General features: G+C 70.7%; 20 protein-coding genes. 8 read left to right on the top strand and 12 right to left on the bottom strand.

Features of this window, described 5'->3' with window-relative positions; genetic code table 11:
- Positions 1–121: 121 nt before the first annotated feature.
- Positions 122–2,191 (top strand): SpoIIE family protein phosphatase, encoded by a 2,070-nt coding sequence (locus tag ACFU9P_RS30985; protein ID WP_376372261.1) that lies wholly within the window; start codon positions 122–124, stop codon positions 2,189–2,191.
- A 136-nt stretch (positions 2,192–2,327) separates the two neighbouring features.
- Here the strand turns inward: ACFU9P_RS30985 and ACFU9P_RS30980 are convergent, their stop codons facing one another.
- Positions 2,328–3,230: an ABC transporter substrate-binding protein gene (locus tag ACFU9P_RS30980; RefSeq protein ID WP_384087229.1), complete on the bottom strand. Its 903-nt coding sequence runs from the start codon at positions 3,228–3,230 to the stop codon at positions 2,328–2,330.
- 331 nt (positions 3,231–3,561) lie between these two features.
- Between ACFU9P_RS30980 and ACFU9P_RS30975 the strand changes: the two genes are divergently transcribed.
- From ACFU9P_RS30975 to ACFU9P_RS30960, 4 genes are all read left to right on the top strand, one after another.
- Positions 3,562–4,047, top strand: a complete 486-nt coding sequence (locus tag ACFU9P_RS30975; protein WP_376372257.1) for a cation:proton antiporter regulatory subunit — start codon at positions 3,562–3,564, stop codon at positions 4,045–4,047.
- A 6-nt stretch (positions 4,048–4,053) separates the two neighbouring features.
- Positions 4,054–5,376, top strand: coding sequence for a cation:proton antiporter (locus ACFU9P_RS30970; protein WP_384087225.1), 1,323 nt, complete (start codon positions 4,054–4,056; stop codon positions 5,374–5,376).
- A 330-nt stretch (positions 5,377–5,706) separates the two neighbouring features.
- Positions 5,707–6,231, top strand: a complete 525-nt coding sequence (locus tag ACFU9P_RS30965; protein WP_384087324.1) for a BlaI/MecI/CopY family transcriptional regulator — start codon at positions 5,707–5,709, stop codon at positions 6,229–6,231.
- A 4-nt stretch (positions 6,232–6,235) separates the two neighbouring features.
- Positions 6,236–7,186 (top strand): M56 family metallopeptidase, encoded by a 951-nt coding sequence (locus ACFU9P_RS30960; RefSeq protein ID WP_376372251.1) that lies wholly within the window; start codon positions 6,236–6,238, stop codon positions 7,184–7,186.
- Positions 7,187–7,295: 109 nt separating this feature from the next.
- Here the strand turns inward: ACFU9P_RS30960 and ACFU9P_RS30955 are convergent, their stop codons facing one another.
- From ACFU9P_RS30955 to ACFU9P_RS30925, 7 genes are all read right to left on the bottom strand, one after another.
- The gene (locus ACFU9P_RS30955; protein WP_384087222.1) at positions 7,296–8,963 is read right to left on the bottom strand and encodes an FAD-dependent oxidoreductase; all 1,668 of its coding nucleotides are present in this window, start codon (positions 8,961–8,963) and stop codon (positions 7,296–7,298) included.
- Positions 8,964–9,287: 324 nt separating this feature from the next.
- Positions 9,288–9,698, bottom strand: coding sequence for a PTS-dependent dihydroxyacetone kinase phosphotransferase subunit DhaM (locus tag ACFU9P_RS30950; protein WP_376372818.1), 411 nt, complete (start codon positions 9,696–9,698; stop codon positions 9,288–9,290).
- The gene (gene dhaL / locus ACFU9P_RS30945; RefSeq protein ID WP_384087321.1) at positions 9,695–10,300 is read right to left on the bottom strand and encodes a dihydroxyacetone kinase subunit DhaL; all 606 of its coding nucleotides are present in this window, start codon (positions 10,298–10,300) and stop codon (positions 9,695–9,697) included. The genes ACFU9P_RS30950 and dhaL overlap by 4 nt, the downstream gene beginning before the upstream one ends.
- A gap of 203 nt (positions 10,301–10,503) precedes the next feature.
- Positions 10,504–11,496 (bottom strand): dihydroxyacetone kinase subunit DhaK, encoded by a 993-nt coding sequence (gene dhaK / locus ACFU9P_RS30940; protein WP_384087218.1) that lies wholly within the window; start codon positions 11,494–11,496, stop codon positions 10,504–10,506.
- Between the two features lie 366 nt (positions 11,497–11,862).
- Positions 11,863–12,507: a dihydrofolate reductase family protein gene (locus ACFU9P_RS30935; protein WP_376372242.1), complete on the bottom strand. Its 645-nt coding sequence runs from the start codon at positions 12,505–12,507 to the stop codon at positions 11,863–11,865.
- 269 nt (positions 12,508–12,776) lie between these two features.
- Positions 12,777–16,304, bottom strand: a complete 3,528-nt coding sequence (locus ACFU9P_RS30930) for an NACHT domain-containing protein (protein WP_384087215.1) — start codon at positions 16,302–16,304, stop codon at positions 12,777–12,779.
- 12 nt (positions 16,305–16,316) lie between these two features.
- On the bottom strand, positions 16,317–16,715 hold the full coding sequence (locus ACFU9P_RS30925) for a hypothetical protein (protein ID WP_384087212.1): 399 nt from the start codon (positions 16,713–16,715) through the stop codon (positions 16,317–16,319).
- Positions 16,716–17,261: 546 nt separating this feature from the next.
- On the opposite strand from ACFU9P_RS30925, the gene ACFU9P_RS30920 reads away from it, so the two are divergent.
- The gene (locus tag ACFU9P_RS30920; protein WP_384087209.1) at positions 17,262–18,326 is read left to right on the top strand and encodes an acyltransferase family protein; all 1,065 of its coding nucleotides are present in this window, start codon (positions 17,262–17,264) and stop codon (positions 18,324–18,326) included.
- A gap of 30 nt (positions 18,327–18,356) precedes the next feature.
- Here ACFU9P_RS30920 and ACFU9P_RS30915 read toward each other — a convergent pair whose 3' ends face one another.
- On the bottom strand, positions 18,357–19,901 hold the full coding sequence (locus tag ACFU9P_RS30915) for a GMC family oxidoreductase (protein WP_384087206.1): 1,545 nt from the start codon (positions 19,899–19,901) through the stop codon (positions 18,357–18,359).
- A gap of 307 nt (positions 19,902–20,208) precedes the next feature.
- Between ACFU9P_RS30915 and ACFU9P_RS30910 the strand changes: the two genes are divergently transcribed.
- Complete coding sequence (locus ACFU9P_RS30910; protein WP_384087203.1) at positions 20,209–21,426, top strand: glycosyltransferase; 1,218 nt, start codon at positions 20,209–20,211, stop codon at positions 21,424–21,426.
- Between the two features lie 158 nt (positions 21,427–21,584).
- Here ACFU9P_RS30910 and ACFU9P_RS30905 read toward each other — a convergent pair whose 3' ends face one another.
- Positions 21,585–23,180 (bottom strand): GMC family oxidoreductase, encoded by a 1,596-nt coding sequence (locus ACFU9P_RS30905; RefSeq protein ID WP_384087200.1) that lies wholly within the window; start codon positions 23,178–23,180, stop codon positions 21,585–21,587.
- A 101-nt stretch (positions 23,181–23,281) separates the two neighbouring features.
- Complete coding sequence (locus ACFU9P_RS30900) at positions 23,282–24,718, bottom strand: aldehyde dehydrogenase (RefSeq protein WP_384087197.1); 1,437 nt, start codon at positions 24,716–24,718, stop codon at positions 23,282–23,284.
- Between the two features lie 168 nt (positions 24,719–24,886).
- On the opposite strand from ACFU9P_RS30900, the gene ACFU9P_RS30895 reads away from it, so the two are divergent.
- Positions 24,887–25,504 (top strand): TetR/AcrR family transcriptional regulator, encoded by a 618-nt coding sequence (locus tag ACFU9P_RS30895; RefSeq protein ID WP_384087194.1) that lies wholly within the window; start codon positions 24,887–24,889, stop codon positions 25,502–25,504.
- A gap of 61 nt (positions 25,505–25,565) precedes the next feature.
- On the opposite strand, the gene ACFU9P_RS30890 is transcribed toward ACFU9P_RS30895, so the two are convergent.
- Complete coding sequence (locus tag ACFU9P_RS30890) at positions 25,566–26,471, bottom strand: AraC family transcriptional regulator N-terminal domain-containing protein (protein ID WP_384087191.1); 906 nt, start codon at positions 26,469–26,471, stop codon at positions 25,566–25,568.
- Between the last annotated feature and the right edge of the window lie 127 nt (positions 26,472–26,598).

Genomic DNA, 26,598 nt, shown 5'->3' with positions numbered 1-26,598 from the left:
GGAGAAGGTTCCGTATGTATTGATTTGTAAAGAAAGGTTAGGCTTCTTGTTCGAACACATGAGCCTCGACAACCGGGCGGAAGGGCGACGGGGCTCCTGGTCCACCTCCGGAGCGGGGCGCATGGCAGGACGCAATCGGGATCGCAGCCGAGTGGCGATAGGCGCCGGCGAGAGACTCGCCCTGAACCGCATGGGGAGCTTCGACTGGGACCTGGAGAGCGGGATCCTGGAGCTGGACGCGGCGGCACTTGACGTGTTCGACCTGCGCCCGGACGAGTACGACGGCACGGCGGAGGCCCTGTTCTCCCGGTCGCCGTGCGAGGAGTGGGTACGGCTCCGGGGCGTCGTGGACGCGGCCGTCCGCGACGGCCGCTCGTCGTACGGCTCGTACTTCCAGTTGACCCGCCGCAACGGCGCGTACCAGTGGACCCATACCCGGGGCCGGATTCTCCGGGACGACAGGGGCCGCGCCTACCGCATCGTCGGAATCGTCCGTAACGCCACGGCCGAACTCACCGAATGCGCCACCCTGGCCGGTCCTCCGGAGATCGGCCGGCAGGGGCTGAACAGCCTGGTGCAGAGCACCACGGATGCCCTGTCCCGGGCGGTCACCGTGGACGATGTCGCGGCCGTACTGACCGGTGCGGGCGGGCTGGATCGGTTCGGTGCGGACGGGCTGGCACTCGGCCTGGTCGAGGGCGGCACGCTCAGACTCATCGCGCTGGCCGGGGAGTCCATGGAGGTGCTGGACGATTTGCGGCTGCACCGCCTTGACGGATCCCTGCCGCTCGCCGAGGCCGTCCTGAACCAGCGGCCGCGCTTTGTCACCTCGCTGCGCGAGCTGGTCATCGACCGCTTCCCGAGGCTGCGGCCCTATGTCGGCAGGCTCGGATTCAACGCGGCGGCGTTCCTCCCGCTGGTCGCCCAGGCCCGCTCCATCGGCTGTCTCGCGCTCTTCTACCGACGGCGCACCCACTTCTCGGCCGAGACCCGCACGCTGTGCATGGGGCTGGCCGGGATCGTGGCCCAGTCGCTCCAGCGCGCTGTCCTCTTCGACCAGGAACGCGAGTTCGCGACCGGCCTCCAGGCGTCCATGCTGCCCCGCGACATCCCCGAGTTCCCGGGCGCCGAGATCGCGGTGCGCTATCACGCGGCGTGGAGCGGCCGAGAGGTCGGCGGCGACTGGTACGACGTCATCGCGCTGCCCAGGAACCGGGTCGGGGTGGTCGTCGGCGATGTCCAGGGACATGACACCCATGCCGCCGCCGTCATGGGGCAGCTGAGGATCGCGCTGCGCGCCTTCGCGGGCGAGGGCCACGCACCCTCGACCGTGCTGGCCCGGGCCTCCCGCTTTCTCGCCGAGCTGGATACGGAACGCTTTGCGACCTGCACCTATGCCCAGGTGGACCTGTCCAGCGGGACCGTACGAGCCGTACGGGCCGGACACCTCGGCCCGCTCATCCGGCACACCGACGGACGGACGGGCTGGCCCAATCTGCGCGGCGGGCTCCCACTGGGCTTCGCCACCACCTTCGGGCACGAGGACTTCCCCGAGACCCGGCTCGATCTCGTCCCCGGGGAGACGCTGGTGCTGTGCACCGACGGGCTGGTCGAGGAGCCCGGCCATGACATCACGGCCGGCATGGACACGCTCGCCGACATCGTCAGATCGGGTCCCGACCTGGCGGGCCCGCTGGCCGACCATCTCTCGGACCGGCTCTGGAAGCGGTGGGGGACCGGCGACGACGTGGCGCTCCTCGTCCTGCGCCGCAGGCCCGACCTCGGCACCGACCAGGCGCCCCGGATCCACCAGTACGTCCACCAGGCCGACCCGGAAGGCCTGGTGGAGACCCGTGCCGTGCTCCGCCGGGCCCTGGCGGACTGGGATCTCGCGGCGCTGATGGACGATGTGGAGCTGGCCGCCGGCGAACTCCTGGTGAATGTGCTGCTGCACACCGAGAGCGGCGCCGTGCTCACCCTGGAGGTGCTGCCCGACCCGGTCCGCCGCGTACGGCTCTGGGTCAAGGACCGCTCCAGCGCCTGGCCCCGCCGCCGTACCGCCGGTGAGGCGGCGACCTCCGGCAGGGGCCTGCTGATGGTGGACGCGGTCGCCACCCGCTGGGGTGTCGAACCGAGAGGGGAGGGCAAGGCGGTCTGGTGCGAGTTCGAGCCGAACGGGAAGTGCGCCTGAGAGGCGCGCCTGGCACCTGAGTGAGGCACGACCCAGGGGTGCGGCTGGGGAGCTTAGTGAGGCGCGCGGCCGCGAGGTGCGGTGCCGCCGCCGTACGGTACGTACGCGCCGCCCCCCGGCACCCCGCCCGTGCGCCCTACTCCGTGCCCGTACCGCTCCCGCCGTCCGTACCGCTCCCGCCCACCGCGTCCGCGACGGTGTCGAGGAACCGCGCATGCGCGAGATGGCTGCACGGCGCCTCCGGGTTCCATGCCACGATCCGCGCCCGCTCCTCGATGGCGCGCCAGTGCGCGTTGTCCCGGAGCCGCGCACGTGGCGCGGCGTTCGCGCGGACATCGGCCAGTACGACGTCCGGCTCAAGCGCGGCGGCCTCGGCCCAGGTGACCGTACGCCAGTTGGCGCCGCCGCCCTCCTCGGGGTCGATGAGATCCACGCCCAGCTCCCCGACCGCCCGTAGATCCGGCCAGGTCAGCGGCCTGGCCAGATACGCGGTCTCCGAGTCGGCCGCCGACAGAGCCAGCACCCGGGGCGCGCCCGGCCGACCCGGCGCGGACCGCAGCCGCGACTCCGCCCGCTCCAGCTCGGCCCCCGCGGCCGGGCGTGGCGCGTCCAGCGCGCGGGCCAGAGCCGTGAACCGGTCCCGGATGCCGTCGAGCGTACGATCCTTCCCCACATCCAGGACGACCACCGGCAGCCGCTCCTCCAGATGCTTGGCCGCCTCCGGATCGATGCCGTACACCTGCCCGCCGCCATAGCTGACCGCGACCACCAGATCCGGTTCCGCCGCGTGCAGCGCGTCCAGATCGAGGGCGCTTCCCGCACCGAAGGAGCGCAGCCCGTCGAGGGGCAGCTCACCGGCCTTCGCCGGGTCGGGGGCCGCTCCGTCATGGTGGGAACCGAAGATCCCCAGCGGCCGCAGGCCGTGGTCCCACAGGGTCGCGCCCGCCTGTATATAGGCCACGACCCGGGCCGGCCGGCCCGGCGCGACGGTCAGATGGCCACGGTCGTCAGTGAACTCCCAGCTCTTGCCCGGGTTCATGTCTCGCCTCGTTCCGCTTGTGATTCCGCTCGGGTTTCCGTGCGTGGTGGCGCGGCGTCCTGTGGGGGTGTGCGTACGCGTTGTTCGCGCGGGCGCCACCCACTGTCTGCCCATCCCGGACCGCCCGAACTCCCGCCGTACGCCCGTCCTCCCGGCCGTTCCGTGCCCGCCCCGGAGGTCCGCTCCGCGGGCCGACGTGGCCGGATGATGCAGAATCCGTGTTCGGGCGGCAGGTACGAGCCACTTGCCGCCCCGGACCAGGGGCTCGGGCGTGTCGTGAAACACACCCCGCGCCCACCGACCTCTCAGCACGCCCGTATGGAGCGTTTTCATGGAGCACGCCGCTCATGTCAGCAAAACCGCCCTGCCAGGAGTCGGTACCCGTTACGACCTGAACACGGAGGCGGGCAAGCACCTTTCGGTCGTCGTGCACCAGGACGGCCGGCGGATCCTCGCCTTCCACGATCCCGAGGACGACGACAACTGCAAGGAGGCCGCGCCCCTCGCCCCGTACGAGGCGACCGCGCTCTCCAAGCTCCTGATGCCCGACCCCGTCGCCCATCTCCACCAGCACCTGGAGATCGACCTGGTCACCGAGCACATTCCGGTCACCAAGAGGTCGCCGTACGCGGGCCGGACCCTCGGCTCCGCTCAGGTGCGTACCCGGACCGGCGCCTCCATCGTGGCCGTTCTGCGCCGTACCGCCGCCTTTCCCTCGCCCACACCGGACTTCCGCTTCGCGTCGGGGGACACCCTCGTCGTCGTCGGGACCCGGGAAGGCATCGACGCCGTCGCCGAACTGATCACCGGAGGATAAGCGCCCGTGCACGACACCACCGCACTGCTCATCGAACTCGGTTCCGTCATCCTGGTGCTGGGCATACTCGGCCGGCTCGCGGGCCGCGTGGGCTTCTCCGCGATCCCGCTCTATCTGCTCGCCGGACTCGCCTTCGGCCATGGCGGACTGCTTCCGCTCAACGCCAGCGAGGAGTTCATCGCCACCGGCGCGGAGATCGGCGTCATACTGCTGCTGCTTCTGCTGGGCCTCGAATACAGCGCCTCCGAACTTGTCAGCAATCTCAAGACCCAGTACCCCTCCGGCATCGTCGACTTCGTCCTGAACGCCGTGCCGGGCGCCGTCGCCGCGCTGATCCTGGGCTGGGGCCCGGTCGCCGCCGTCGCCCTGGCCGGTGTCACCTGGATCTCCTCCTCCGGAGTCATCGCCAAGGTCCTCGGTGACCTCGGCCGGCTCGGCAACCGCGAAACCCCGGTGATCCTCGGCGTCCTGGTGATCGAAGACCTCGCCATGGCCGTCTATCTGCCGCTGCTCACCGCCCTGCTCGCCGGACTCAGCCTGGCCGGGGGCAGTCTCACCCTGCTGATCTCGCTCGGTACGGTCGGCGCGGTCCTCTATCTGGCCCTGCGCCACGGCCGGCTGATCAGCCGCGCGGTCTCCAGCGACAACCCCGAGATGCTGCTGCTGGTCGTCCTCGGGCTGACCCTGCTGGTCGCCGGGGTCGCCCAGGAACTCCAGGTCTCCGCCGCCGTCGGGGCGTTCCTCGTCGGTATCGCGCTGTCCGGCGAGGTAGCCGAGGGCGCGCACAATCTGCTCGTCCCGCTGCGCGATCTGTTCGCGGCGGTCTTCTTCGTCTTCTTCGGTCTGAACACCGACCCGGCCGCCATCCCGCCGGTGCTGGTGCCGGCCCTGATCCTGGCGACGGTCACCGCGCTGACGAAGATCGGCACCGGCTGGTACGCGGCGAAGCGCGCCGGGGTGAGGACCGCGGGCCGCTGGCGGACCGGCGGCACACTTGTGGCGCGCGGCGAGTTCTCGATCGTGATCGCCGGTCTCGCGGTCGGGGTCGAACCCCGGATCGGGCCGCTGGCCACCGCGTATGTCCTGCTCCTGGTGATCCTCGGGCCGCTGGCCGCGCGCTGGACCGAGCCGCTGGCGCGCCGCCTCACGGGCGGGCTTCACGGGGTGCGCGGACAGGGCGGAGTGCGCGGGCCGCGTGGGCTGCCCGGGCGCAAGGCGGCGCCGGTGAAATCCGCTGAGCCCGTTCCGTCGGCGGAGTCCGCTTCCGAGCCGCCCGCGTCGGAGCCGAGCGCACCCGAAGCGACGGACCCGGCACCGAGCCACGGCTGAGCGGAGTGCGCCGGGGACCGACGGGGAGCGGCCGGAGTACGCCGATCGACCGGCTGACCGGCTGACCGTGACACCGGACAGCGCCGGGCATGTCCCGCAACGACAAACGGGGCACAGAACGCGCGCCCCGCGTCCTGTGCCCGCGCCGTGGCCATGCCCGGCCGGCCCCCGCGCCTGGGCGGGGGCCGGCCGGTGGACCGAGATAGAATCTACAGCAGTGTAGAAGTGTGTGGGAGTGGTGACCGCGACAGCGAGGCGTACGCCGGTGCTCAGTAACATGAACGGCTGCCATCCAACGCGGCGGCGCGGCTGGAGGGAGACATCGTGAGGGTGCACGGCGGTCCGAAAGGTCCGGACGGCCCGGGCAGCTCCGACGGTCCGGACGAGCGCCCCCGCCGGCGCGGCCAGGGCGAGCTGGAGGCCCAGGTGCTCGCCGCCCTGCGGCAGGCGCCGGGACCCGTCACCGCCGCCTGGGTGCAGGAACGGCTCGGCGGAGACCTCGCGTACACCACCGTCATGACCATCCTGACCCGCCTCCAGGCCAAGAAGGCGGTCACCCGTGAACGAGCGGGGCGCTCCTTCGAATGGCGCGCCGCCTCGGACGAGGCCGGGCTCGCCGCCCTGCGGATGCGGAAGGTCCTGGACGCTGAGGCGGACCGGGAGGCCGTACTGGCCCGGTTCGTCACCGCGCTCTCGGCGGACGACGAGCGGCTGCTGCGCGATCTGCTCGGTCTGCCCGAGGATCCTGTCGGGGCGGAGGATTCCGGGGCTGGTGCTGGTGCTGGGGCCGGGACCGAGGGTCGTCAGGCCGGGGCGGAACCTGAACCCGGGGCCGAGTCCGGGGCGGAGGGCTGACGGGGTGGGGGTGTTTGTTTTTCTGCCGCTCGTACTCCCGCTGACCGCGCTGCCCATCGCGCGGCTGGCCGAACCGTACCTCCATCCCCGTATCGCCACCCGGTTACTGACCGTGCTGGCCGGCGTGCTGGCGCTGTGCAGCACGCTGTGTCTGGGACTGCTGGTGGTGGTCGGTACGGCGCAGCTCCCCGGCAATCCACTGCCGGACGCCTGGTCCGATCCCGAAGTCCGCGCGGCCGTTCCGTACGACGAGATCGCGGGGAAGGCTGCCATCGTCGCCCTGGTCGTGGTCGCCGGCAGTTGTGCGGCGGCGGCCGGGCGGCACTGTACGGTGCGCCGCCGCGCCCACCGGGCCCTGGCCGGCCTGCCCGCGGGCGAGCTGGCCGTACTGACCGACGAGGCGCCTTACGCGTACGCACTGCCCGGGGCTGGTGCCGGTACGGGGACCCGGGCCGGGCGGGTCGTCGTATCCACGGCCATGCTCGACTGTCTGGACGCCCGGGAGCGTGCGGCGCTGGTCGCCCATGAGCACGCTCATCTCGGCGGGCACCACCACCGGTATCTGCTCGCCGTCCGGCTGGCCGCGCGGGCCAACCCGCTGCTGCGCCCGCTGCGTTCGGCGGTGGCATACACCACCGAGCGGTGGGCGGACGAGGAGGCGGCCCGGGTGACCGGCGAGCGTACGGTCGTGGCGCGGGCCATCGGCAAGGCCGCGCTGGTCTCCCGGGGCACCCCCGCCCCGACGCTGGCCGGTTTCGCCGCGCCGGGCCCGGTCCCGCGCCGGGTGGCGGCCCTGCTGGAACCGGCCCCTTCGGCCGTGAGCTGGCCGTCGATGTCCACCGCGGTCGGCCTGGCGGTCTGGACGGCCGCCGCGGGAACACTCGGCTCGGCACTCTCCTCGGCGAACGCGACGATCACGCTCTTCCTGGTGCTCAAGGCCGCGACACCGCTGTGAGCGGGGCGGCTTCCGGGGCCGGACGCTGAGGGCGGGGGTTGAGGACCGGCGGTCGGTACGGGCACGGTACGGGCGGCCGCAAAGTGAAGGTGAGCCGCCCCCGCGCGGGTCAGCCGGCCGCGGTCTCCTTCCGTAGCGGCGGTTCCGTGGGCGCGGGCAGGACCGGGCCGAACAGCACCGCTCGTACGATGCGCGGCGCGAACAGCACCGAGACCGGTGAAACGAGCGAAGTCGCCGAACGGAACGCCGCGCCGACCACCGGATCACCCGGCGCGCGCTGCACCACCCGGGCGAGATACCAGGCCGCGGGACGGTGCACCGTGCGCGTCCGCGTCGCGTCGCCCCGCGCGCCCGGCAGCTCCTTGTCGGCTCCGGCGGCGATGTCCCAGGCCTGTCGCGAGGCCTTGAGCAACGCCCGCTGCACTCGGCGTGTCGTGGGGGTACGGCGGGGGTCGGCCAGCGTGTCGCGCAGCGCGACCGCGCCGAGCGCGGCGACCGCCAGGCCCTGCCCGTACACCGGATTGAACGCGCACAGCGCGTCGCCGACGGCGAGGAAGCCGGCCGGACGGCGGCCCGGACGGTCGTACCGGCGCCGGACATTGGCCGTCGCGCGGAAGGCGTGCACGGGCGACTCGGGCCGCGCCTTCAACAGCCACTCGTGCAGCACCGGATGGGGGAGCCGGGCGGCGAAGTCGATGAACGCGGCCTCGTCGGAGGGCGGTTCGCTCCCGCGCAGCCCGGAGAGCGTGACGAGATGGCGTCCGCCCTCGACGGGCAGGGCGACCCCGCCACGTGACTGGCCGCGGCCGGGGACGAAGTAGTAACCGACACTGTCCGTCGCGCCGGTGTCCACGCGACGGGGCACCGGGCTGTCGGCATCGCTGTCCAGGGCGTCGGCGCTCGTACCGGCGGCGTCGGGACCCGCATCCGTGGCGTGGGCCGGGCCGGTGCCAGCGGGGTCGGTATCGATCGGGCCGACGTTGGCCGGGCCGACGCCGGCCGAGTTGGTGTCAGCTGGGTCGGCGTTGGCCGGGCCGGTGTCGGCCGGGCCGGCGTCCACGGAATCGTCCACGTCTCCGTGCCGGTAGAGCCGCGTCGCGTACGCCAGGCCGGTGTCGAGCGTCTCCTCGTGCGGCGGTTCCGCGCCGATCGCGGCCAGCCAGTCGGGCGCCCGGGAGCCCCGGCCCGACGCGTCCACGACCAGATCGGCGGCGAGCTGTCGTACATCCTGATGGGTCTCCGACCCGCGACGGCGCACCCGTACGCCCCGGACCCGGGCGGAGTCGCCGAGCAGCCCCACCACCTCCGTACCCTCCAGCACCGTGATCCGCGGCTCCGCCAGCACCCGGCGCCGTACCAGCCACTCCAGCAACGGCCTGGTCCCGGTGAGGAGATGGGCGGTGGCGCCGGTACGCCGGTAGTAGCGCCGGGCCTGCCACTGCACGATGTCGCTGGGGAGTCCGACCCGCGGTGCGCCGTGCTCGCGCAGTTCGGCGACGATGCCGGGAAGTAACTCGTCGAGCGCCCGCTGCCCGCCCTCCAGCAGAACATGGGTGTGACGGCTCTGCGGGACACCCGCCCGTGGCTCCGGTCCTTCGGGAAGACGGTCGCGCTCGACGACCGTCACACGGTCGGCATGGGCGCTGAGCACATGGGCCGTCAGCAGAGCCGCGACGCTCCCGCCGATGACCACGGCATGGCGGGTTCGGCGGTCCTGGGAGCGGTACGGACCCTCCCGGCGCGCCCGGTCGGTCTCCGCGCCTGCCGTGTTCACCATGCTCATTCCTCCACGGTCCTGTGCCTGCGTACCTGCGTACTGATCCGTACGGAGTCAGTATTCCCACGAGGGACGGTCCCAGAGGTGCGATGCGCGGATCGCGGCGACTATGCGCCGTTTCTCAGGTGCCCGCGCCGTCTGTACGCCACAGGCTCGTGTGTCCCGCGCCTATGTGCCCCCGAGCTATGTGTTCCACTCCCATATGCGCGCCAGGCTCATGTGTGCCGAGGCCGTGTGTGCTGGACCCATGTGCGTCGCGCCCATGCGCTCGAAGCCGGCAGCGTGCACGGGCGGGGACGCGGTCACCCCGATCGGCGCGCTCGTTCACACCTTGTGGTACTGGTACGCCTCGGTCGCCGCCGCCTCCACCGCGTCCAGATTCCCGCCCGCCGAGGCGGTGACCAGCGCGGCCACCGCGCCCTCCACGAACGGGGCATCCACCAGCCGCGTCCCCGCCGGGAGTTCGTCGCCCTCGGCGAGCAGGCTCTTCACCGTCAGTACGGCGCTGCCTAGATCCACCAGTATCGCCACGCCCGCACCCCGGTCGACCTGCGCGGCGGCGGCCGAGATCAGCTCGGAGCTGGTGCCGAGTCCCCCGTCCGGCGTACCCCCGGCAGCCGCCACCGGCGCGGTCGCGCCACCACCCGCCAGCCCCCGGGCCATGACGGCGACGGCCTCGGCCACCGGTCCGCTGTGCGAGACGAGCACGATGCCGACCGGCTCCCCCTTGCTCATGGCGTCGCCTCCGCGGCTTCCGCGAGAGCGGCCATCAGCAGGGCGGAGGAGGTGGCCCCCGGATCCTGGTGCCCGATGCTCCGCTCGCCGAGATAACTCGCCCTGCCCTTGCGCGCCTGGAGGGGTACGGTGGCCAGGGCGCCCTTCTCAGCGGCCTCCGCGGCGGCGGAGAACGAGGTGGCGAGCGCCTCGGCCGCCGGCTCCAGCGCGTCCAGCATCGTCTTGTCCCCGGCCTTCGCCCCGCCGAGCTGGGCCACCGCCGCGACCCCGGCGCGCAGCGCCTCGGTGAACTCCCCGGGGGTGACCTCGGTGGCATCCCCGAGCGCCTTGCCCGTACGCCGCAGCAGTGTCCCGTACAGCGGCCCCGACGCACCGCCCACCGTGGAGATGAGCCGGCGTCCCGCCAGTACCAGTACGGCCCCGGGGCCGGCCGGTGACTCCTTCTCCAGCTCGGTCATCACCGACCGGAAACCGCGCTGAAGATTGCTGCCGTGGTCGGCGTCGCCGATCGCCGAGTCCAGTTCGGTGAGCCGGCCGGCCTCGCGCTCCACCATGGCGGCGGCGACCGTCAGCCAGCGGCGGAAGAAGTCGGAGTTGAGCATCCGGTCGGGTTTCTGATCGGTCACGTGATCTCCCTCGCCCGTCAATCCTGCCCTGCCGTCCCTGATTTCTGTCCTTGCCCGTCCTTGCCCTGCTGCACTGCGCAGTTCTGCCCCGCACTGCTTTGCCAGTCTCCGCTCCCGCTCCGCCGTCCCCGTCCGCCTTGCTGTCTCTTTGCCGTTTTCAGCGGAACCACCGGGAGCTTTCAGCGGCCCCACCGGAGCGCGGGGGTCTTCACCGGCGCGTCCCAGAGGCGCAGCAGCTCCTCGTCCACCTGGCAGAGCGACACCGAGCAGCCGGCCATGTCGAGCGACGTCACATAGTTGCCGACGAGGGTACGAGCCACCGGTACGCCCCGCTCCTTCAGCACCCGCTGCACCTCGGCGTTGAACCCGTACAGCTCCAGCAGCGGTGTCCCGCCCAGGCCGTTCACCAGGACGATCACTGGGCCGGAGGGGCGCAGATCCTCCACCACCGCGTCCACCGCGAAGTCGGCGATCTCGCGTGATGTCATCATCGCGCGCCGCTCGCGGCCGGGCTCGCCATGGATACCGATGCCCAGCTCCAGCTCTCCCGGGGGCAGATCGAAGGTCGGACTGCCCTTGGCGGGGGTCGTGACGGCGCTCAGGGCGACACCGAAACTCCGCGAGCGCTCGTTGACCAGCCGGCCGATCGCCTCGACCCGCTCCAGCGGCGCCCCCTCCTCGGCCGCCGCACCCGCCAGCTTCTCGACGAACAGCGTCGCGCCCGTACCGCGGCGGCCCGCCGTATAGAGGCTGTCCGTCACCGCCACATCATCGTTGACCAGCACCTTCGCGATCTGAATGCCCTCGTCCTCGGCCAGCTCGGCGGCCATGTCGAAGTTCAGGACGTCGCCGGTGTAGTTCTTGACGACGAACAGCACCCCGGCCCCACTGTCGACCGCGGCGGCGGCCCGTACCATCTGGTCGGGCACGGGCGAGGTGAACACCTCACCGGGACAGGCGGCCGACAGCATCCCGGGCCCCACGAACCCCCCGTGCAACGGCTCATGCCCGGACCCGCCCCCGGAGACCAGCCCCACCTTCCCGGCGACGGGCGCGTCCCCCCGTACCACCACACGGTTGTCCACATCGACAAAAAGCTCCGGATGCGCCGCGGCCATCCCCCTAAGGGCATCCGCGACCACGGTCTCCGGCACATTGATGAGCATCTTCATGGGTAACTCCCGGATAGGTTGGCAGCTCTGCCTCTGACCATGGTTTTCGCAGGTCACATGCGCTGTGGCCGTTCTGCGATCTTGACGGCCCCAGGCGCTCCGAAGCGGCTTTCGGCAGTACTGACGCCGACCGGATGCCGACTTTTCTGACGCATGGTCAGCTCCTTGGGACGCGGTTGAAGACGCTCCGCGGCGCGTTCCGCCGCTCGGATCCAGTATCGATCCAACTTCGCTCCCCGGCACGGCCTGCGGGACAGGGGCTTGTTCCCGAAGGCCGCGCAGATCCGTTCGGGTGAGGCGGGGCGCGACGCGCCGGGGCGTAGCCCCGGGAGGCGGACTGCCGGCCGGGGCTGCCCTGAGGTCCGGTCACTTCCGCCAGAACAGGTGGTGTGTCACACCGCTCGGGCTCGGCACGACCTCCAGGTGGAACCGGTCGCGCAGTTCATCGGGTGACTCCCAGAGCCGTACCCCGGATCCGAGCTTCACCGGCGAGACCGCCACATGCATGGTGTCGACGAGGTCGGCGTCGAGGAACTGCCGGATGGTGGTCGCGCCGCCGCCGAGCCGGACGTCCTTGCCCTGCGCCGCCTCCCGCGCCTGCCCGAGAACCGTGGCCGGGTCGCCGTCGACGAAGTGGAACGTGGTGTCGGAGAGTGTGAACGACGGACGCTTGTGGTGGGTCATGACGAACACCGGGGTACGGAACGGGGGCTCGTCCCCCCACCAGCCGCGCCACTCGTGGTCCTGCCAGGGCCCACGCTGGGGCCCGAACTTGTTGCGGCCCATGATCTCGGCGCCGATGTTGCGCGCGTAGTCCCGCGTGAGGTAGTCGTCGAGGCCCCGGCTCCCGCCGGGATCCGTGCGCATGGGCCAGCTCGCCGTGGCGCCGGCCCAGGCGAACAGCCTCTCGGGCTGGACATGGCCGAACGGACGCTCGAAGCTCTGGTCCTCGCCGGCACCGATGCCGTCACTCGAGACGTTGAAGTTCTGGACTCTCAAGAGCTGAGTCACGTGTTCCTCCAGTGTTGTCGGACAACCGTGGTGAGACTCCCCGGGCCGGAAAAACTCATCGCTGCGTCCGTGACCGACCAGAAACCGGGCCACCCAGTACCCAGTGTCCTGACCTGTGAGGTTTGCGGGGTTCCGGCTCGACTTCCGCGAAGCTACCACGCTCGGTCACGATAATAGAACATGCTTGCGAAGGGGCTGGAGGCCTGCCGCGGTGGGGATCGCGTGCCAGCCGTCCAGCCGTTTTGGCCGCACCGGCGCGACGGTACGTCTCAGTCGTCGATCCGCCGGTTGCCGCCGGTCTGGGTGAAGACGTCGTTGACGATCTTCTGCGCCAGCTCCTTCTCCTTGGCCGAGGTTTCGACACGCGCCCACAGCAGGAACAAGTGGGCCTTCCCGTCGTCGCTCCGCCACCCGAAAGAGCGCCAGAGCAGCATCTCGTAACGTCCCCCGGCCTTCCCTCCGGTTCGTTCCGCGTACGACGACGAGTGATCGGCCGTCGTCCAGTCGAGCCCTGCCGAACGAGACTTGCGGTCGCCGCGCAGCACCAGCTCCGACTCCTTGTCACTGCACGAGCTGCCGCAGTAGAGCGAGGCGATGTCGATGCGCACGTCCGGCATGCTGATCCCCATGTCCTGTGCCTCCTCCCGGGGCTTGCATTCGTGCACGGTCAGCTCGTCGACTTTGTCGTCCTCTTCGCTGCCGCCGTAACCGCAGGCGAGCTGTTTCGGTGCACGGAAGACGAAGGGGATTCCCGGGAGCTGCCGCAGATGGGAGCGTTCCCGTCCCTTCCAGGTCGCACCACGCACCTTCTCGTGCCAGTCGCGTCGGTAGTAGGCGAAGCGGTTGTCCTTGTCCGGGACGCGGGTCTTCGGTATGTCGTCCAGGGACGCGGTAGCGCCGGCGGCCGTGCCCGTGGTCCAGCCGGGCCCGGCGTGTTCTGCCGCCTGACGGGCCAGGATGCGAGCCACTTCGGCGGTTCGTCCTTTGGTGGCGAACTCTTCAACGTACGAGAGGGAGAGCAAGGCGTTCTCCTGACGTACAACGACCGTGGCGCGCCATGGGTCGGGGTAGGGCTCCATGAACGTCCCGGCCTGCGGGTCGCGTGCCACGGTGAGATAGGCCTCGTCGCCGAGCCCGTCGAGCGCCTGGAATCCCGCCTCTTTACGTTCTTCGGCACCTTTGGGCGCGGCCTCGCCGAATTCCTTCGTTGCCCAGCTTTTCCCGCCGCGTGTCGTGTCCGTCGTGTAGAGGTACGTGCCGAGGTGGATCTGCACATCCGGGGCGAACGGGGACTGTTCTGCGGCCGAGCAGTGCCGGACGACTGCGGGCACCTGACCGGGTTCACCGGAGTGGGCGTGCTGCATCCCGTCGGAAGTGAGCTGTGCCAGCTCACGCTCGCCGAGCAGGGAGCACGGCGCGGGCACGGACCGCACCGGCCACGGGCCCGGTTCCGCGCCGGCAGCCCCTGTGGCCAGCGCCACCGCACCCGCGGTGACGACCAGCCAGAGGCCCCCGGCGACCACCATGTTGACCACGCTGCCCGGCCGCCCGGCAGGGCTGCCGTGCCCGTCCGGGACGTGCGTGTCGGCCGCGAGCCGGTTGCGCAGTTCGATGTGGCGGAACTGATAGATCCCGCCGGACTGACGCAGCACCCCGCGCCGGTGGGCGTCCTCCAGGAAGTCCAGGAGCCGCAGCGGCAGCTGCCCACACAGCGCGAACCAGAGCCGTGCCACCGTGAACCGGCCCCACGCGGACACGGCGACGGCGTGCAACTGCCAGCAGAGCAGGGTGCCCCCGCCGACGACGACCCAGTCGGCCGTGGAGACCTGCTCCTGGCCGAGCTGCAGATACCAGCCCGCCAGCATGACCGACGGCAACACCAGATACCCCAGCGGATCCCCCTCCCGCCACGGCCGCAGGGGCCCCAACCAGCCGAGGGCGAGGGCGGAGCGCCGGTCCCGGGCGAGCATCCCGGCCGGGGACTCGGCCAAGGCCGTGTCGGTGGGCCGCCATGTGTGGGAGACCAGCCACCTGACGCAGACCCACAGCACGACGGCCGTAGCCACCACCATGGCCCAGTGCCCGAAGGCTGCCCCTCCGGCCAGAGCCGCCACCCATCCCGCCACGAGCCCGAACGCCATGGGGCCGGCCTTCCACCGGACCCTCCGCAGTGCGGCCCGCAGCCCGTCGCCGCTCAACATCCCGACGCTGTGGGGCGCGTGCTGCCACTCGGCCTGCCGCCGCGCCTGAGACACCCCGCCGGCGCACAGCGCGAGCACCGCGAGGACCGTGAAGCCGCCCCGGACTGACAGCGGCACGACATCGCCCCACCACGGCTTCCCGAAGTCGAACCGGCTCACGAGCAGCCAGGCCAGGACAAAGGCAGGAAGCAGCCCCACCATCCTGACCGGGGCGGGGACTTCACGGTCCAGGGTCCACCAGGAGAACTCCGTACGGTCCGCCGCCTTCATCCGCGCGGCAAGGAATCCGGCCCACTTGCGGGCCTTCTCGGGCGAGCTTCCACCGTGCAGTGCGCGCTCGGAGCGCGAAGAGCTGTAGACAGCGTCCAAGTACACTGTGTACAGGTACTGCTGGATTTCCGCCGCGCTGTGGAAGCGGCCCGGCTCGACGAGTTCGTCCGGGTGCGTGTCCTCCTGCCCGTACGCGACCCGCGCCAGGCCGACCATCAGGGGCACGTCCAAGGCCCGCCGCAGCAGGACGACTTCGCGGGTCCGGTTGTCGGTGTCGACGAGCTTTGCCACCAGGTTCCGCCACCGTGCTCGGCGGCCACCCGCGGTCAGGTACTCGCCGATCGCGGCCGGGGTCAGTTGTAGCAGGGTGATCTCGGTGCGCAGGAAGTCGCTGTCGGCGGGCACCTGTTGGCCGTACTGCTCGGGGCGGCTGGTCAGCACGAACGGCCGGGTGTTGTGCATGGCCTTCAACTCGTCGAAGGCGGCGGCGCGATTCGCCTCGGGCAGCTCGTCGAAGCCGTCGAGGACGAGCAGCACACGCCCGGAGTTGACGAGGTGCCGGGCCACCGCCTCGGCGGAGGCGCCGGGCACCGGCCTGCACGCCTCGGGGTGGTCGGCGGCGAGCTGTCCGGCAGACCACGTGTCGAGGCCCTGCCCTGAGTCCCAGGAGGCCAACTGCAGCACGACGGGCACGGGCTCGGGCTGTGCGTCCCTGGGGGTACCCCGCCGCTTCTCAAGGAGATCCCGGGCGAGCCGTACCGCAAGGACCGACTTCCCGGCACCGGCCGCACCGAGCACCACGAGCCGACGACCGGGCGTACGCCCGAAGTACGCGGCAAGGGACACCGGTTGGCCCGCGGCACCGGCCTCGGCAGTCGGACCCCCGTCGGAGGCTCCCACCTCCGTCCACAACACATCGATCGACTGCGGATTGTCCGCCTGCCGCAGCCGCTCGTCGTCCCGGTACCGGTGGAGCAGCGCCTCCGCGAGCTTGTCCGCCGATCGGTTGAGGGCCTCCGGCGCGCTCCAGGCGGCCTCCCGGCGCCGCTGTCGTGCGGCGAACGCGCGTCCCGTCAGTTCCCAGAACAGCACAACGACGAGGAGCGCCCAACCCGCGTGCGCCGGGGCGACGGCGAACCGCGCCGGGAGCGGCAACGCGGGCTGTGAGAGCAGCAGTACGAGGCCGAGGACCACGAGCAGCCCACGGGACCCCACACCGATGTACACGGTGAGCCGCTCTAGATACCCGACCTGGACGAGGGTCTCCTGCCGGCCCCCCGTCACCACATTGTGCAACCCACCCGGCAGGGACCCCCGTCCGCGCACCCGCCTGCCCTCCTACCCGGCAGCCGCCGGGCCGTTGGAACCGGAGATGTGAAGTGTGCCCACGTACTGTGCCTGCACGACGTTGTTCTGTTGTCCGCCGGAGACCTCCATGTGCGTGCGGCCCGGCCCGAACAGACAGCCGGAGAGGCGACGCGCGAACTCGGGGTCCTGCCCGGCTCGGAGTACCAGCGCGTCGGCAAGCCCCTGGGCCCGTACGGGGTTCTCGGGGTCCGCCTCGAACTCCTCCAGCTCGCGCTGACCCGTGGTGCCCTGGCCGGGGTCACCCTCAACGGGCCGCCGCCGGACCAGCGCGACGAGCGACTGCCAGGCGCTCTGGCCCGCCCCTTGCCCGGCCGCCCCCGCGGCCCCGCCTGCCATCATCATGAGAAGTTCGGCTGTGATCCCGTCCACGGACCCCTCCCCAACCATCTGCCCCCGTATACAACGAGCGTAGAGCAAGTGTGACGTGGATGGGCTGTTGCGAGTTGACACGAGTTGGTGTCACTTACGGGCGTGTGCCACGCGCACGCGGGCAAGGCACTTCGGGCTTCGCCCGCGTGGGGCCGGCGCGGTCGGCCGTACGGTCGGCGCCGGGGGCTGCGGCCCTCCGACGGGTCCTTCGGGCGGTGCCTTGCCCGCACAGAGGTACTTGTGGCGCCGGGATTGTTGTGCTCTTCACAGAATCATCCGAAATGATCCTGAAGTGGTTGTTGATTCTGAGAATTGAATGAACGATTGCATCCTGGAGTGTTTCCTGGGCACGGGTTCGAGGTGAACAACACTCCAACTGCACCAGGACCCGGTTCGGACAGATCGGACGGAAACGCCGCCGGGCCGCCCGCGCACGCCGGTTCCGGCGTCCGGGCCGGTGGCACCTTGACTCTGACCCCGCCGCGGCTGGACGACCGGCGTGTCCGGGGCGGGCACGGATTCCCGTCCGCGCCGCGGAGGGGCCGGGTGCGGGGTGTCGACGGACTGCGGACCGTGGCCGTCGTGCTGGTCCTGGCCTACCACTTCACACCGGGCCCACTGCCGGGCGGCGCCCTGGGCGTGGACATCTTCTTCACCATCAGCGGATTCGTCATCACCCGGCTGCTGCTCGCCGAGTTCGCCCGCACCGGCGACGTCGGCATGCGCTCGTTCTACTGGCGGCGCTGGAAGCGGCTCGTCCCCGCCCTCCTCGTGGTCTGCGCACTGTGCGCCGTCCTCGCGGGCACCACGCGGCTCCGGGGCTTCGAAGACGCGTGGACGCCCATAGCTCTGTCCGCCACGTTCCTGGTCAACATTGTCCGGGCCGCCCAGCCCGGCCCCTACGCGGACGAAACCGCTCTCCTCGGGCACACCTGGTCGCTGGGCGTGGAAGAACAGTTCTATCTGCTCTGGCCACCGTTGCTGCTGCTCCTCCTGCGCCGCTTCAGGCCCCGTACCGTTCTGCTGTGGGCCGTGGTGCTCTGCCTGCTGCCCATGCTCCGGCGCTGCGTCCTGTGGAGCCCGACCGCGGCACACCGTATCTACAACGGGACCGACACCCGTGCCGACCAGTTGCTGGCCGGCGCACTGCTCGCGCTGGTGGTGGCCCGACTCGACCCGGAGGACCCGCGGCTGGCCGTGCTGCGCCGATGGGCGGGCCGGCTGGCCTGGCCGGCGATGGGAATGCTGGCCCTGATCGTCTGGCAGGTGCCCATGACCGGCACCAGCGCCTGGACGGTGCCGTGGTACACCGTGGGATTCCTGGTGACGGCCGTTCTCTCCGCCACGGTGGTCGCGGCGCTGGAACTCCAGCCGCTCAGCCTGCTCTCCCGTGTCCTGTCCCTGGCCCCGCTCGCCTGGACCGGGCGCAACCTCAGCTACGGCCTCTATCTGTGGCACTACCCTCTAGGCCGTCTGATGGCCGACCTGGGACTGGACACCTGGCACGTACCGGCCGCCGTCGCCGCCACGTTCGCGGCGGCGACCGCTTCCCACTATCTCATCGAGAAACCGCTCACCCGCCGCAAGAGTCCGCAGGCGGCGACCGCCTGACGGCACGAACCCGGAACGTCCGGACACGCCCTAGCCCTCACCGAGGGCGGGCGTCCGGCCCGTGATGAGAGCGGCCGCGCGTTCGGCGATCGCGTAGACAGCCGCGTTCGTGTTGGAATTCACGATGGACGGCATGACGGACGCGTCCGCCACGCGGAGCCCTGCGATACCCCGTACCCGGAGCCGGGGGTCGACGACGGTGGTGGGTTCTTCCGGGCCGATGCGGCAGGTGCCGACGTAGTGGTAGTAGACGAGCAGGCTCCGGCCGAGGTAGTCGTGGAAGGTGTCGCCGTCGGTTGTGCCGGGGCCCGGCAGCGCCTCTTCGTCCCGCCAGGCGCTCAGCGCGTCCGCCTCACCGATCCGGCGGGCGACGCGCAGACCGGTTGTCATCGTCTCGATGTCGCGGCTGTCGCCGAGGTAGTGGGGGTCCACCAGGGGTGCCGTTCCGGGCTCCGCGCTCGCGAGACGTACCGATCCGCGGCTGCGGGGGTTCACCGCCGAGAAGGCGATCGTGTAGCCGTTCTCGGGTCCCGGCAGGGACGGGGCGCGGTAGGGCAGGCTCGCAAAGAGGATCTGCAGATCCGGTACGGCGACGTCGGGACCGGTCCGCACCGTCCCCATCGCTTCCCCCGGGGGATTGCTCATGTTCCGTGGGACGGGTTGCCGGGCGGTGTACGTGAGGGTCGACATGGGGTGGTCGTGCAGATTGGCCCCCACGCCCGGCAGGTCGAGGATCACGTCGACTCCCACCGCGCGCAGGTGGTCCGCCGGGCCGATCCCGGACAGCAGCAGGAGTTGTGCGGAACCGATCGTGCCGGCCGTCACCACGACCTCCCCGTCGCACTCCGCGGAGCGGGTCTCGCCCTCCTTCGCGTACTCGACCCCACGGCACCGGCCGCCCGACACCACCAGGCGCAGTACGAGGGCATCGGTCACCACATCGAGGTTCGCCCGGCCCATGGCCGGCCTGAGATAGGCGTCGGCCGCGCTCTGGCGTACGCCGCCCACGATGTTGTTGTCGCACCAGCCGAACCCTGTCTCCAGGCCGCCACTGATGTCGTCCGCGCGCGCGTGCCCGGTCTCCACCGCCGCGTCGACACACGCGGCCACCAGGGGATTGGGCTCGGCCGGCGGCCCTACCGTCAGCGGGCCGTCCTGGCCGCGCAGCGCGGGATCGTGTCCCTCGGCCGTTTCGCTCCGCCGCATATACGGCAGGAGATCGTCGAATCCCCATCCCGTGGCGCCCTGCCCGGGCCACACGTCGTAGCTGGAGCGATGGCCGCGGATGAAGTTCAGTCCGTTGATGCTGGAGGAGCCGCCCAGCCCCCGTCCCCGGGGTGTCGGAATCGCCGCTCCCGTCGATGCCTGTAGGACGGTCATACCGCCCCAGTCGGCCGTACTCCCCATCAGCGCCGGCCAGGCACCCGGCACGGCCATCAGCTCCAGCGGATCCCGGGCACCGGCCTCCAGTACAAGCACCCGGACGTTCTCGTCCTCCGACAGCCGGGCCGCGAGCACGCATCCGGCCGTCCCCGCGCCCACGACGACATAGTCATAACCCCTGGTCGAATCCATCGGTCCACTCCTTCCCTCACACCATCCATCAGGCCATCCGGAGCAGTCGTCCGCATGCCGGGACAGGGCGTCGGCCCGGCCGGACTGCTGGGAGATCTTCCTGGGGCGACGGTGCCGCCGTACGCGGCGCGCCGCCGCTTCGCGAGGAGGTTGTCCGTCCACAACGGACGAAAAAGGAAAGGGCAAGGAGGTTACCCACTCCTTGCCATGCTCAACGTATAGCGCACTGGGGGGCTTGCGGCAAGGCCCCCGTTGTGCCGCAGAATCACCGGCCGAGGCCAGAACCTGCGGAAACGGGAGTCACGAAGTGCGTGTGTTGTTGTCGACGTATGGGTCGCGCGGGGATGTCGAACCGTTGGTCGGACTCGCGGTGCGGTTGCGGGAACTCGGCGCGGAGGTACGGGTGTGCGCACCGCCGGACGAGGACTTCACGCAGCGGCTGGCCGGTGTCGGTGTGCCGCTGATGCCCTTCGGCCGGTCGGCGCGCGCCCTGACGACTGCGGCGCCGTCGTCGTCAGCGGCGGCGGATCTGCCACGGCGCGCGGCCGAGTTGATCGCCGACCAGTTCGAGGCGGTCACCGCGGCGGCCGAGGGATGTGACGCGCTGGTGGCGACCGGTGTGATGCCGGCCGCGGCCGGCGCACGGTCGGTGGCCGAGAAACTGGGCATCCGCTCCGTGTTCGTGGCCTTCCAGAAGCTCACCCTGCCGTCGCCGCACCACGCGCCGCTGGCGTATCCGGGCCGGCCGTTCCCGCCGGGGGTGACCGACAACCGGGTGCTGTGGGACCTGGACGCCCGGAGCATCAACGGGCTGTTCGGCGAGGCGCTCAACACAAGCAGGGCATCGGCCGGCCTGCCCCCGGTGGACAACGTCCGCGACTACGTCATCGGCGACCGGCCGTGGCTGGCGACGGACCCGGTCCTGGACCCCTGGCAGGAGTCGGCGGACCTCGATGTCGTACAGACCGGCGCGTGGTTCCTGCCCGACGAACGCCCGCTCCCGGCCGAGCTGGTGGCGTTCCTGGAGGCCGGCGAACCGCCGGTGTACGTGAGCTTCGGCAGCATGCCCATGCACGGCTCGGCGGACGCGGCCCAGGTGGCCATCGAGGCGGTACGCGCGCAGGGCCGCCGCGTACTCGTCGGACGTGGCTGGGCGGACCTGGCCCTGATCGACGACCGTGACGACTGTTTTGTCGTCGGCGAGGTCAATCACCAGGCGCTGTTCGGCCGGGTGGCCGCTGTTGTGCACCACGGCGGCGCCGGTACGACCACGACGGCCACCCGGGCCGGCGCGCCCCAGGTGGTGGTGCCCCAGGCGGTGGACCAGCCGTACTGGGCCGGCCGCGTGGCCGACCTGGGCATCGGCACGGCACACGACGGCCCGGCTCCGGCCTTCGAGTCCCTGTCGGCCGCGCTCAAGACGGCCCTGACCCCCGAGACCCGCGCCCGGGCGGCCGCCGTGGCCGCCACGATCCGCACCGACGGGGCGATGACGGCCGCGAAACTGCTGCTCGACGCGGTTTAGGGCCTCTCGTTTGGGTTTTGCTGGGCTCGCGGGCCCTGGCACCGCGCCTCGCCGCGTTGTCGTCAGTCGCCTACGCTCCGCGTGGGCTTCTTCCTCCGCCTTGCGATCCACGGCACCAGACCCCGCTCCCTGATCCAGCCAGACTCAAACGAAAGACCCTAAGCGCGCTCTCGGATGTGCGTGGCGGCCTTCTCCGCGATCATGATGGTGGGAGCGTTGGTGTTTCCGCTGGTCACCGTTGGCATGACGGAGGCATCCACGACACGCAGGCCGTCCACGCCGTGCACCTTGAGCCCGGGGTTCACCACGGACTCCTCGCCGTCACCCATGGCGCATGTTCCCACCGGGTGGTAGCACGTGGCGCTCCACCTGCGGATGTGGTCGTGCCACGCCGCGTCATCGAGGGAGTCGAGGTCGGCGGTGTCCGGGAGGTACGGGCGGGCGAGGTGGTCGGCGAAGGGCGGGCAGTGCGCGATGCCGGTCATTGCCCGAAGCCCCTCGGTCAGGAGGTTCAGATCCGCGGGATCGTCGAAGTACCGGGGATCGATGAGCGGGTGTGCGTGTGGATCGGCCGACGCGAGGCGGACGGTCCCGCGCGCCGCCGGATTCAGGACGGTCGAGTTCATCGTGAACACCGGCCGCTGAGGTACTTCCTCGCCGCTGAGGATCAAGGCCGTGGCTCCGCCGGTCAGTTGGATGCCGGGCCTGTCCCCGCCTCCGGTGGCGCTGAGGAATGCGCCGACCTCTCCGTAATTGGAGGCGAACGGCCCGCCACCGGTGGTACGCCACAGATCCAGATGCTCCGGTGTGAGCAGGTCCCGGACGATGTCGGTGGAGTTCCTGGTCTCCCACACGATGGGGGCCAGCAGTTGATCCTGGAGGTTCCGTCCGACTCCCGGCAGCGGTACCCGTACGTCGATGCCCAGATCACCGAGGTCGTCCGGCGGCCCCATCCCGGACAGGAGCAGCAACTGCGGTGAGTTGACGGCTCCCGCGCACACGACGACCTCCGCATCGGCGTATACGGTCTCCTCCGCCCCGTCCGCGAGACAGGACACGCCGGTCGCTCTGGAGCCCGCGAGAACGATCCGCGTCACCAGCGTGTCGGACCGTACGGTGAGATTGGGGCGGGTGAGGACCGGGCGCAGATAGGCGTCTGCGGTGGACCAGCGGCGCCCGTTGTGGCATGTCACCTGGTACGGGCCGGCGCCGAGGGGTGACGGCCCGGCGAAGTCGTCGTTGTAGTCGAGACCCCATTCCAGGGCCGAATCCACCCAGGCACGGGAGAGTTCATGGGTGTAGCGGCGGTCCTCGACGTGCAGTGGACCGTTCGCCCCGTGGTACGGGGAGCGGAGACGGCGGTGGGATTCGGATGCCACGAAGTACGGGAGCACCTCGTCGTAGCCCCAGCCGTCCGCTCCGAAGTCGTCGCGCCAGCCGTCGTAGTCGTATCTGTTGCCGCGGATGTAGATCATGATGTTGGTGGACGACGATCCGCCCAGGGTCTTTCCCCGGGGCCAGTAGAACGAACGGCCCGGTGGTGACTGCTCCACCGTCCGGTAGTTCCAGTCCACGTCCGACTTGAACAGCGTTCCGAGGGCGGCCGGTATGTGCAGGGTCTCGTCGGTGTCGGGGCTTCCGGCTTCGAGCAGGAGTACGCGGGCGGAGTCGTCGTCGCTGAGACGGTTGGCGAGTACGCACCCGGCGCTCCCGGCGCCGACGATGATGTAGTCGTAGCTTTCCGTGCTGGTCATTGGCGTTCCTCGGGTCACGTCCCGGTCACCGCGGCGGACCTTCGGTCATGAACGGCGGACCGACCAGTGGACCGACCGGTCATGGGCGGTGGCCCGACCGGTCATGGGTGGAAGATCGACTGGAGCTCCTGGTACGCCTGGAGCCCTTCGGGGCCCAGCTCCCTGCCGAGTCCGCTGGCCTTCCTGCCGCCGTACGGGGAGGTGAGGTCGGGGACATAGCCGTTGAGTCCCACCGTGCCGGTACGGATGCGCCGTGCGACACGGGCGCCTCGGTCGAGATCGGAGGTCCACACCGTTCCTGCCAGGCCGTACGCCGAGTCGTTGGCGAGACGTACGGCCTCGTCCTCACCGTCGTACGGCGTGATGGTCAGGACGGGGCCGAAGATCTCCTCCTGCGCGATGGTGGACGAGTTCTCGACGTCGGCGAATATGGTCGGTTCGACGAACCAGCCCCGGTCGAGTCCGGCCGGACGGCCCCCGCCCGTGGTCAGCCGGGCCCCCTCGCTGCGGCCCTTGCGGATGTAGCCCTCCACGCGGTCCCGTTGCTCGGCGCTGACGAGCGGGCCGATCTGTGTGGCGTGGTCGAGCGCGTCGCCCACAACAGCGCCTCGTGCCATCGCCGTGTAGAGCTCCACGATCTCGGGATAGCGGCTGCGGGGGGCCAGAATCCTGGTGCTGGCGTAGCAGGTCTGGCCGTTGTTGATCAGGCCGGCCATGAAGAGCTGTTCGGTGTGGGCGTCCAGGTCCGCGTCGTCGAGGATGACCGCGGCCGACTTGCCTCCCAGCTCCAGGGTCACCGGCCGTAGCAGCGCCGCGCACGCGGCGGCGATCCGGCGGCCCGCCGCGGTCGATCCTGTGAACGACACCTTGTCGACGCCGGGGTGCGAGACCAGGTACGCGCCTACCTCGGGCCCGCCGGGCACGATGTTGATCACGCCCTCGGGGAAGCCCGCCGTCTCGATCGCGTCCGCCAGCAGCGCCGGGTCCAGCACGGTCTGCGGCGCGGGCTTGAGTACGAGCGTGCAGCCCGCGGCCAGGGCAGGAGCGATCTTGAAGAAAGCCATGGTCTGGGGGAAGTTCCAGGTCATGATGGCCGCCACCACGCCTATGGGTTCCCGGCGGACCACCGTGGTGCCCTGGGGGAGGCCGACGCGGCGTTCCTCACGGGACGCGTCAGCGGCCAAGCCGGCGTAGTAACGCAACAGCATGGCCGGGACCTGGCCCTCGTAGAGCTCAGCGGTGGAGATCGGCATACCGTTCTGCGCGCTGACGGTGCGCGCCATCGTCTCGCTTCCGGCGTCCAGCGCTTCCGCGAGCCTCATCATGGCCGCCGCGCGGCGCTCCGGCTCCCAGTTGGGCCACCCGCCCGGTGCGTCGAACGCGGAGCGGGCCGCCTGGACGGCGTGGTCGACGTCCATCTCCACCCCGGCCGGAGCGGAGCCCAGGTACTCACCGGTACTGGCGGATGTGACGGCGATGGTGTCGCCGCCGGCGGGTGCCGTCCATTTCCCCCCGATGAACAGGTGATTCACATTCATGGCACGCACTTCTCTCGACTGCGTCGTGCGGTTTGTCTAATTTGCTCCTGATATTGTCGAGGGTACACCCATCTGGTGGCGCGTGCCATCAGATGGAGCGGCGGTGTACCGCGGCAGCCCTGGATCCGGCGAGCCGCCGATAGCATGGAGTCTGAGGAGTCCGGTCGCATGAGAACTTATGACGGTATGACCGCTGAGGAACGGGTCTCGGCGCGGCGCCGCCGGATCATGGAAGCCGGGCTCGATCTGTTCCACACCCAGGGATATCCCCGGACTTCGATCCGTGCGGTACTGCGTCACAGCAGGCTGCAGGACAGATATTTCGCGGAGAATTTCGCATCTCTCGACGAGTTGATGGCGGAAATCCTCAAAGAGATGAACCAGGAAGAATTCGCGAAGTGCCAGGACGTCCTTGATACGGCTGGAACCCGTCGTGACAGGGCGCGGGGCATACTCGACGTCCTGGCCCGCGGAGTCACTGACGATCCACGCAAGGGGCACGTCAAACTCATCGAATCCCTCGCGGCGGGCCCACTGGCGGCAGAGGAACGGCGCCGCGGGATGCGGCAGATGGCCGACCTGGTGGAATCACTGCTCCGCGAGGACTGGCCGGACCCGGGAATCGATATCACCGCGATGTCCATGGCCGTGGTCGGCGGCGTGAACCAGATTCTCCTGAACTGGGCGGACGGCAGCTTCGAATTCTCGCGCGAGGGCGTCGTCGAACAGGCACTCCATCTGTTTGAGGCGGTGGCGGAATTCGGCGGTGCTACGAGCCGGGCATAAGGGGCCCCGCGGTTCGGCACAGCCCTGGCCTGTTCGGCGCGGGCCGCGTGGTCCGGCCTGCTCAGGGAAGGACCCCGGCGGGGGAGCGCACGCCGCGGCGCAGGCGGGTGGCGTCCTGGCTGGGAGGTGCGCCGAACTGGCGGCGGTATTCACGGCTGAACTGTGACGGGTTGTCATAGCCGACGCGCTGGCCGACTCCCGTGACGTCTCCCGGGTGCGTGGCGAGCAGCAGCCGCGCCTCCTGCAGCCGGATCTGCTTCTGGAACTGGATGGGACTCATCGCCGTCACCGCTTGGAAGTTGCGGTAGAAGGCGGAGACGCTCATGCCGGACAGCCGCGCGACGTCCTCGACCCGGAACGGCTGCGCGTAGTGCTCACGGATCCAGCGCACGGCCCGGGAGACATGGCTGAGACTGCTGTCGGCCAGTCCCAGCTGGCGAACCGTCGCGCCCTGCTCGCTGGTGATCAGACGCCACAGGATCTCGTGCTTGATCAGCGGGGCCAGTACGGCCCGGTCGCCGGGCTCGTCGAGCAGGCGCAGCAGCCGGACCACCGCGTCGAGCAGCGCGGCCGACGCGTCGCTGACGGCGATGCCCGACGGCGCGCCTCCGCCGGCGCGGGGAGTGTCTCCGGGACCGGCCCGCAGCAGCAACTCGGCGACGGCGGACGGTTCCAGTACGAGACCGAACCCCAGCGCCGGCTGCTCGGGCTCGGCCTGGGTGAACTGTCCGGTGACGGGCAGGTCGACCGACGCGACCAGGTACTGCCCGGCGCGGTACTCGTACACCCGGTCGCCCAGGGCGAGTCGTTTGGCGCCCTGGGCGATGACCGCCAGCACCGTGCCGGACATCGAGGGCGCCGGCGGATCCGACCGGTCGACCTTCGAGATGAGGACGCCGTCGATGGCGGTGGTCCAGTCGGCGCGGGCGTGCCGGGCCAGCAGGGTGCGGAGCTCTTCGAGGTGCATGCGTCCATTGCAGCACCACCGCGTGCTGTGGATCCTGTGATCGCGAGGATCGTGCAAGTACGAGCGAGCATCGTTCTAACGTTTCCGCAGGTCGCGTGGGTTGAATGGAATCACCGCACTCCATCAC

The sequence above is a fragment of the Streptomyces sp. NPDC057617 genome, from assembly GCF_042800555.1.
Classification (GTDB): domain Bacteria; phylum Actinomycetota; class Actinomycetes; order Streptomycetales; family Streptomycetaceae; genus Streptomyces.
Note: the sequence above shows the minus strand (reverse complement) of the source record. Positions and strands in the feature narration are given on the sequence as shown.

Bases quoted from the DNA above. Each gene is read 5' to 3' on its own strand.
- dhaL (WP_384087321.1), bottom strand. From the start codon at position 10,300: ATGCTCAACTCCGACTTCTTCCGCCGCTGGCTGACGGTCGCCGCCGCC.
- ACFU9P_RS30955 (WP_384087222.1), bottom strand. From the start codon at position 8,963: ATGGTGAACACGGCAGGCGCGGAGACCGACCGGGCGCGCCGGGAGGGT.
- ACFU9P_RS30985 (WP_376372261.1), top strand. From the start codon at position 122: ATGGCAGGACGCAATCGGGATCGCAGCCGAGTGGCGATAGGCGCCGGC.
- dhaK (WP_384087218.1), bottom strand. From the start codon at position 11,496: ATGAAGATGCTCATCAATGTGCCGGAGACCGTGGTCGCGGATGCCCTT.
- ACFU9P_RS30980 (WP_384087229.1), bottom strand. From the start codon at position 3,230: ATGAACCCGGGCAAGAGCTGGGAGTTCACTGACGACCGTGGCCATCTG.
- ACFU9P_RS30915 (WP_384087206.1), bottom strand. From the start codon at position 19,901: ATGGATTCGACCAGGGGTTATGACTATGTCGTCGTGGGCGCGGGGACG.
- ACFU9P_RS30950 (WP_376372818.1), bottom strand. From the start codon at position 9,698: ATGAGCAAGGGGGAGCCGGTCGGCATCGTGCTCGTCTCGCACAGCGGA.
- ACFU9P_RS30975 (WP_376372257.1), top strand. From the start codon at position 3,562: ATGGAGCACGCCGCTCATGTCAGCAAAACCGCCCTGCCAGGAGTCGGT.
- ACFU9P_RS30890 (WP_384087191.1), bottom strand. From the start codon at position 26,471: ATGCACCTCGAAGAGCTCCGCACCCTGCTGGCCCGGCACGCCCGCGCC.
- ACFU9P_RS30905 (WP_384087200.1), bottom strand. From the start codon at position 23,180: ATGACCAGCACGGAAAGCTACGACTACATCATCGTCGGCGCCGGGAGC.
- ACFU9P_RS30900 (WP_384087197.1), bottom strand. From the start codon at position 24,718: ATGAATGTGAATCACCTGTTCATCGGGGGGAAATGGACGGCACCCGCC.
- ACFU9P_RS30895 (WP_384087194.1), top strand. From the start codon at position 24,887: ATGAGAACTTATGACGGTATGACCGCTGAGGAACGGGTCTCGGCGCGG.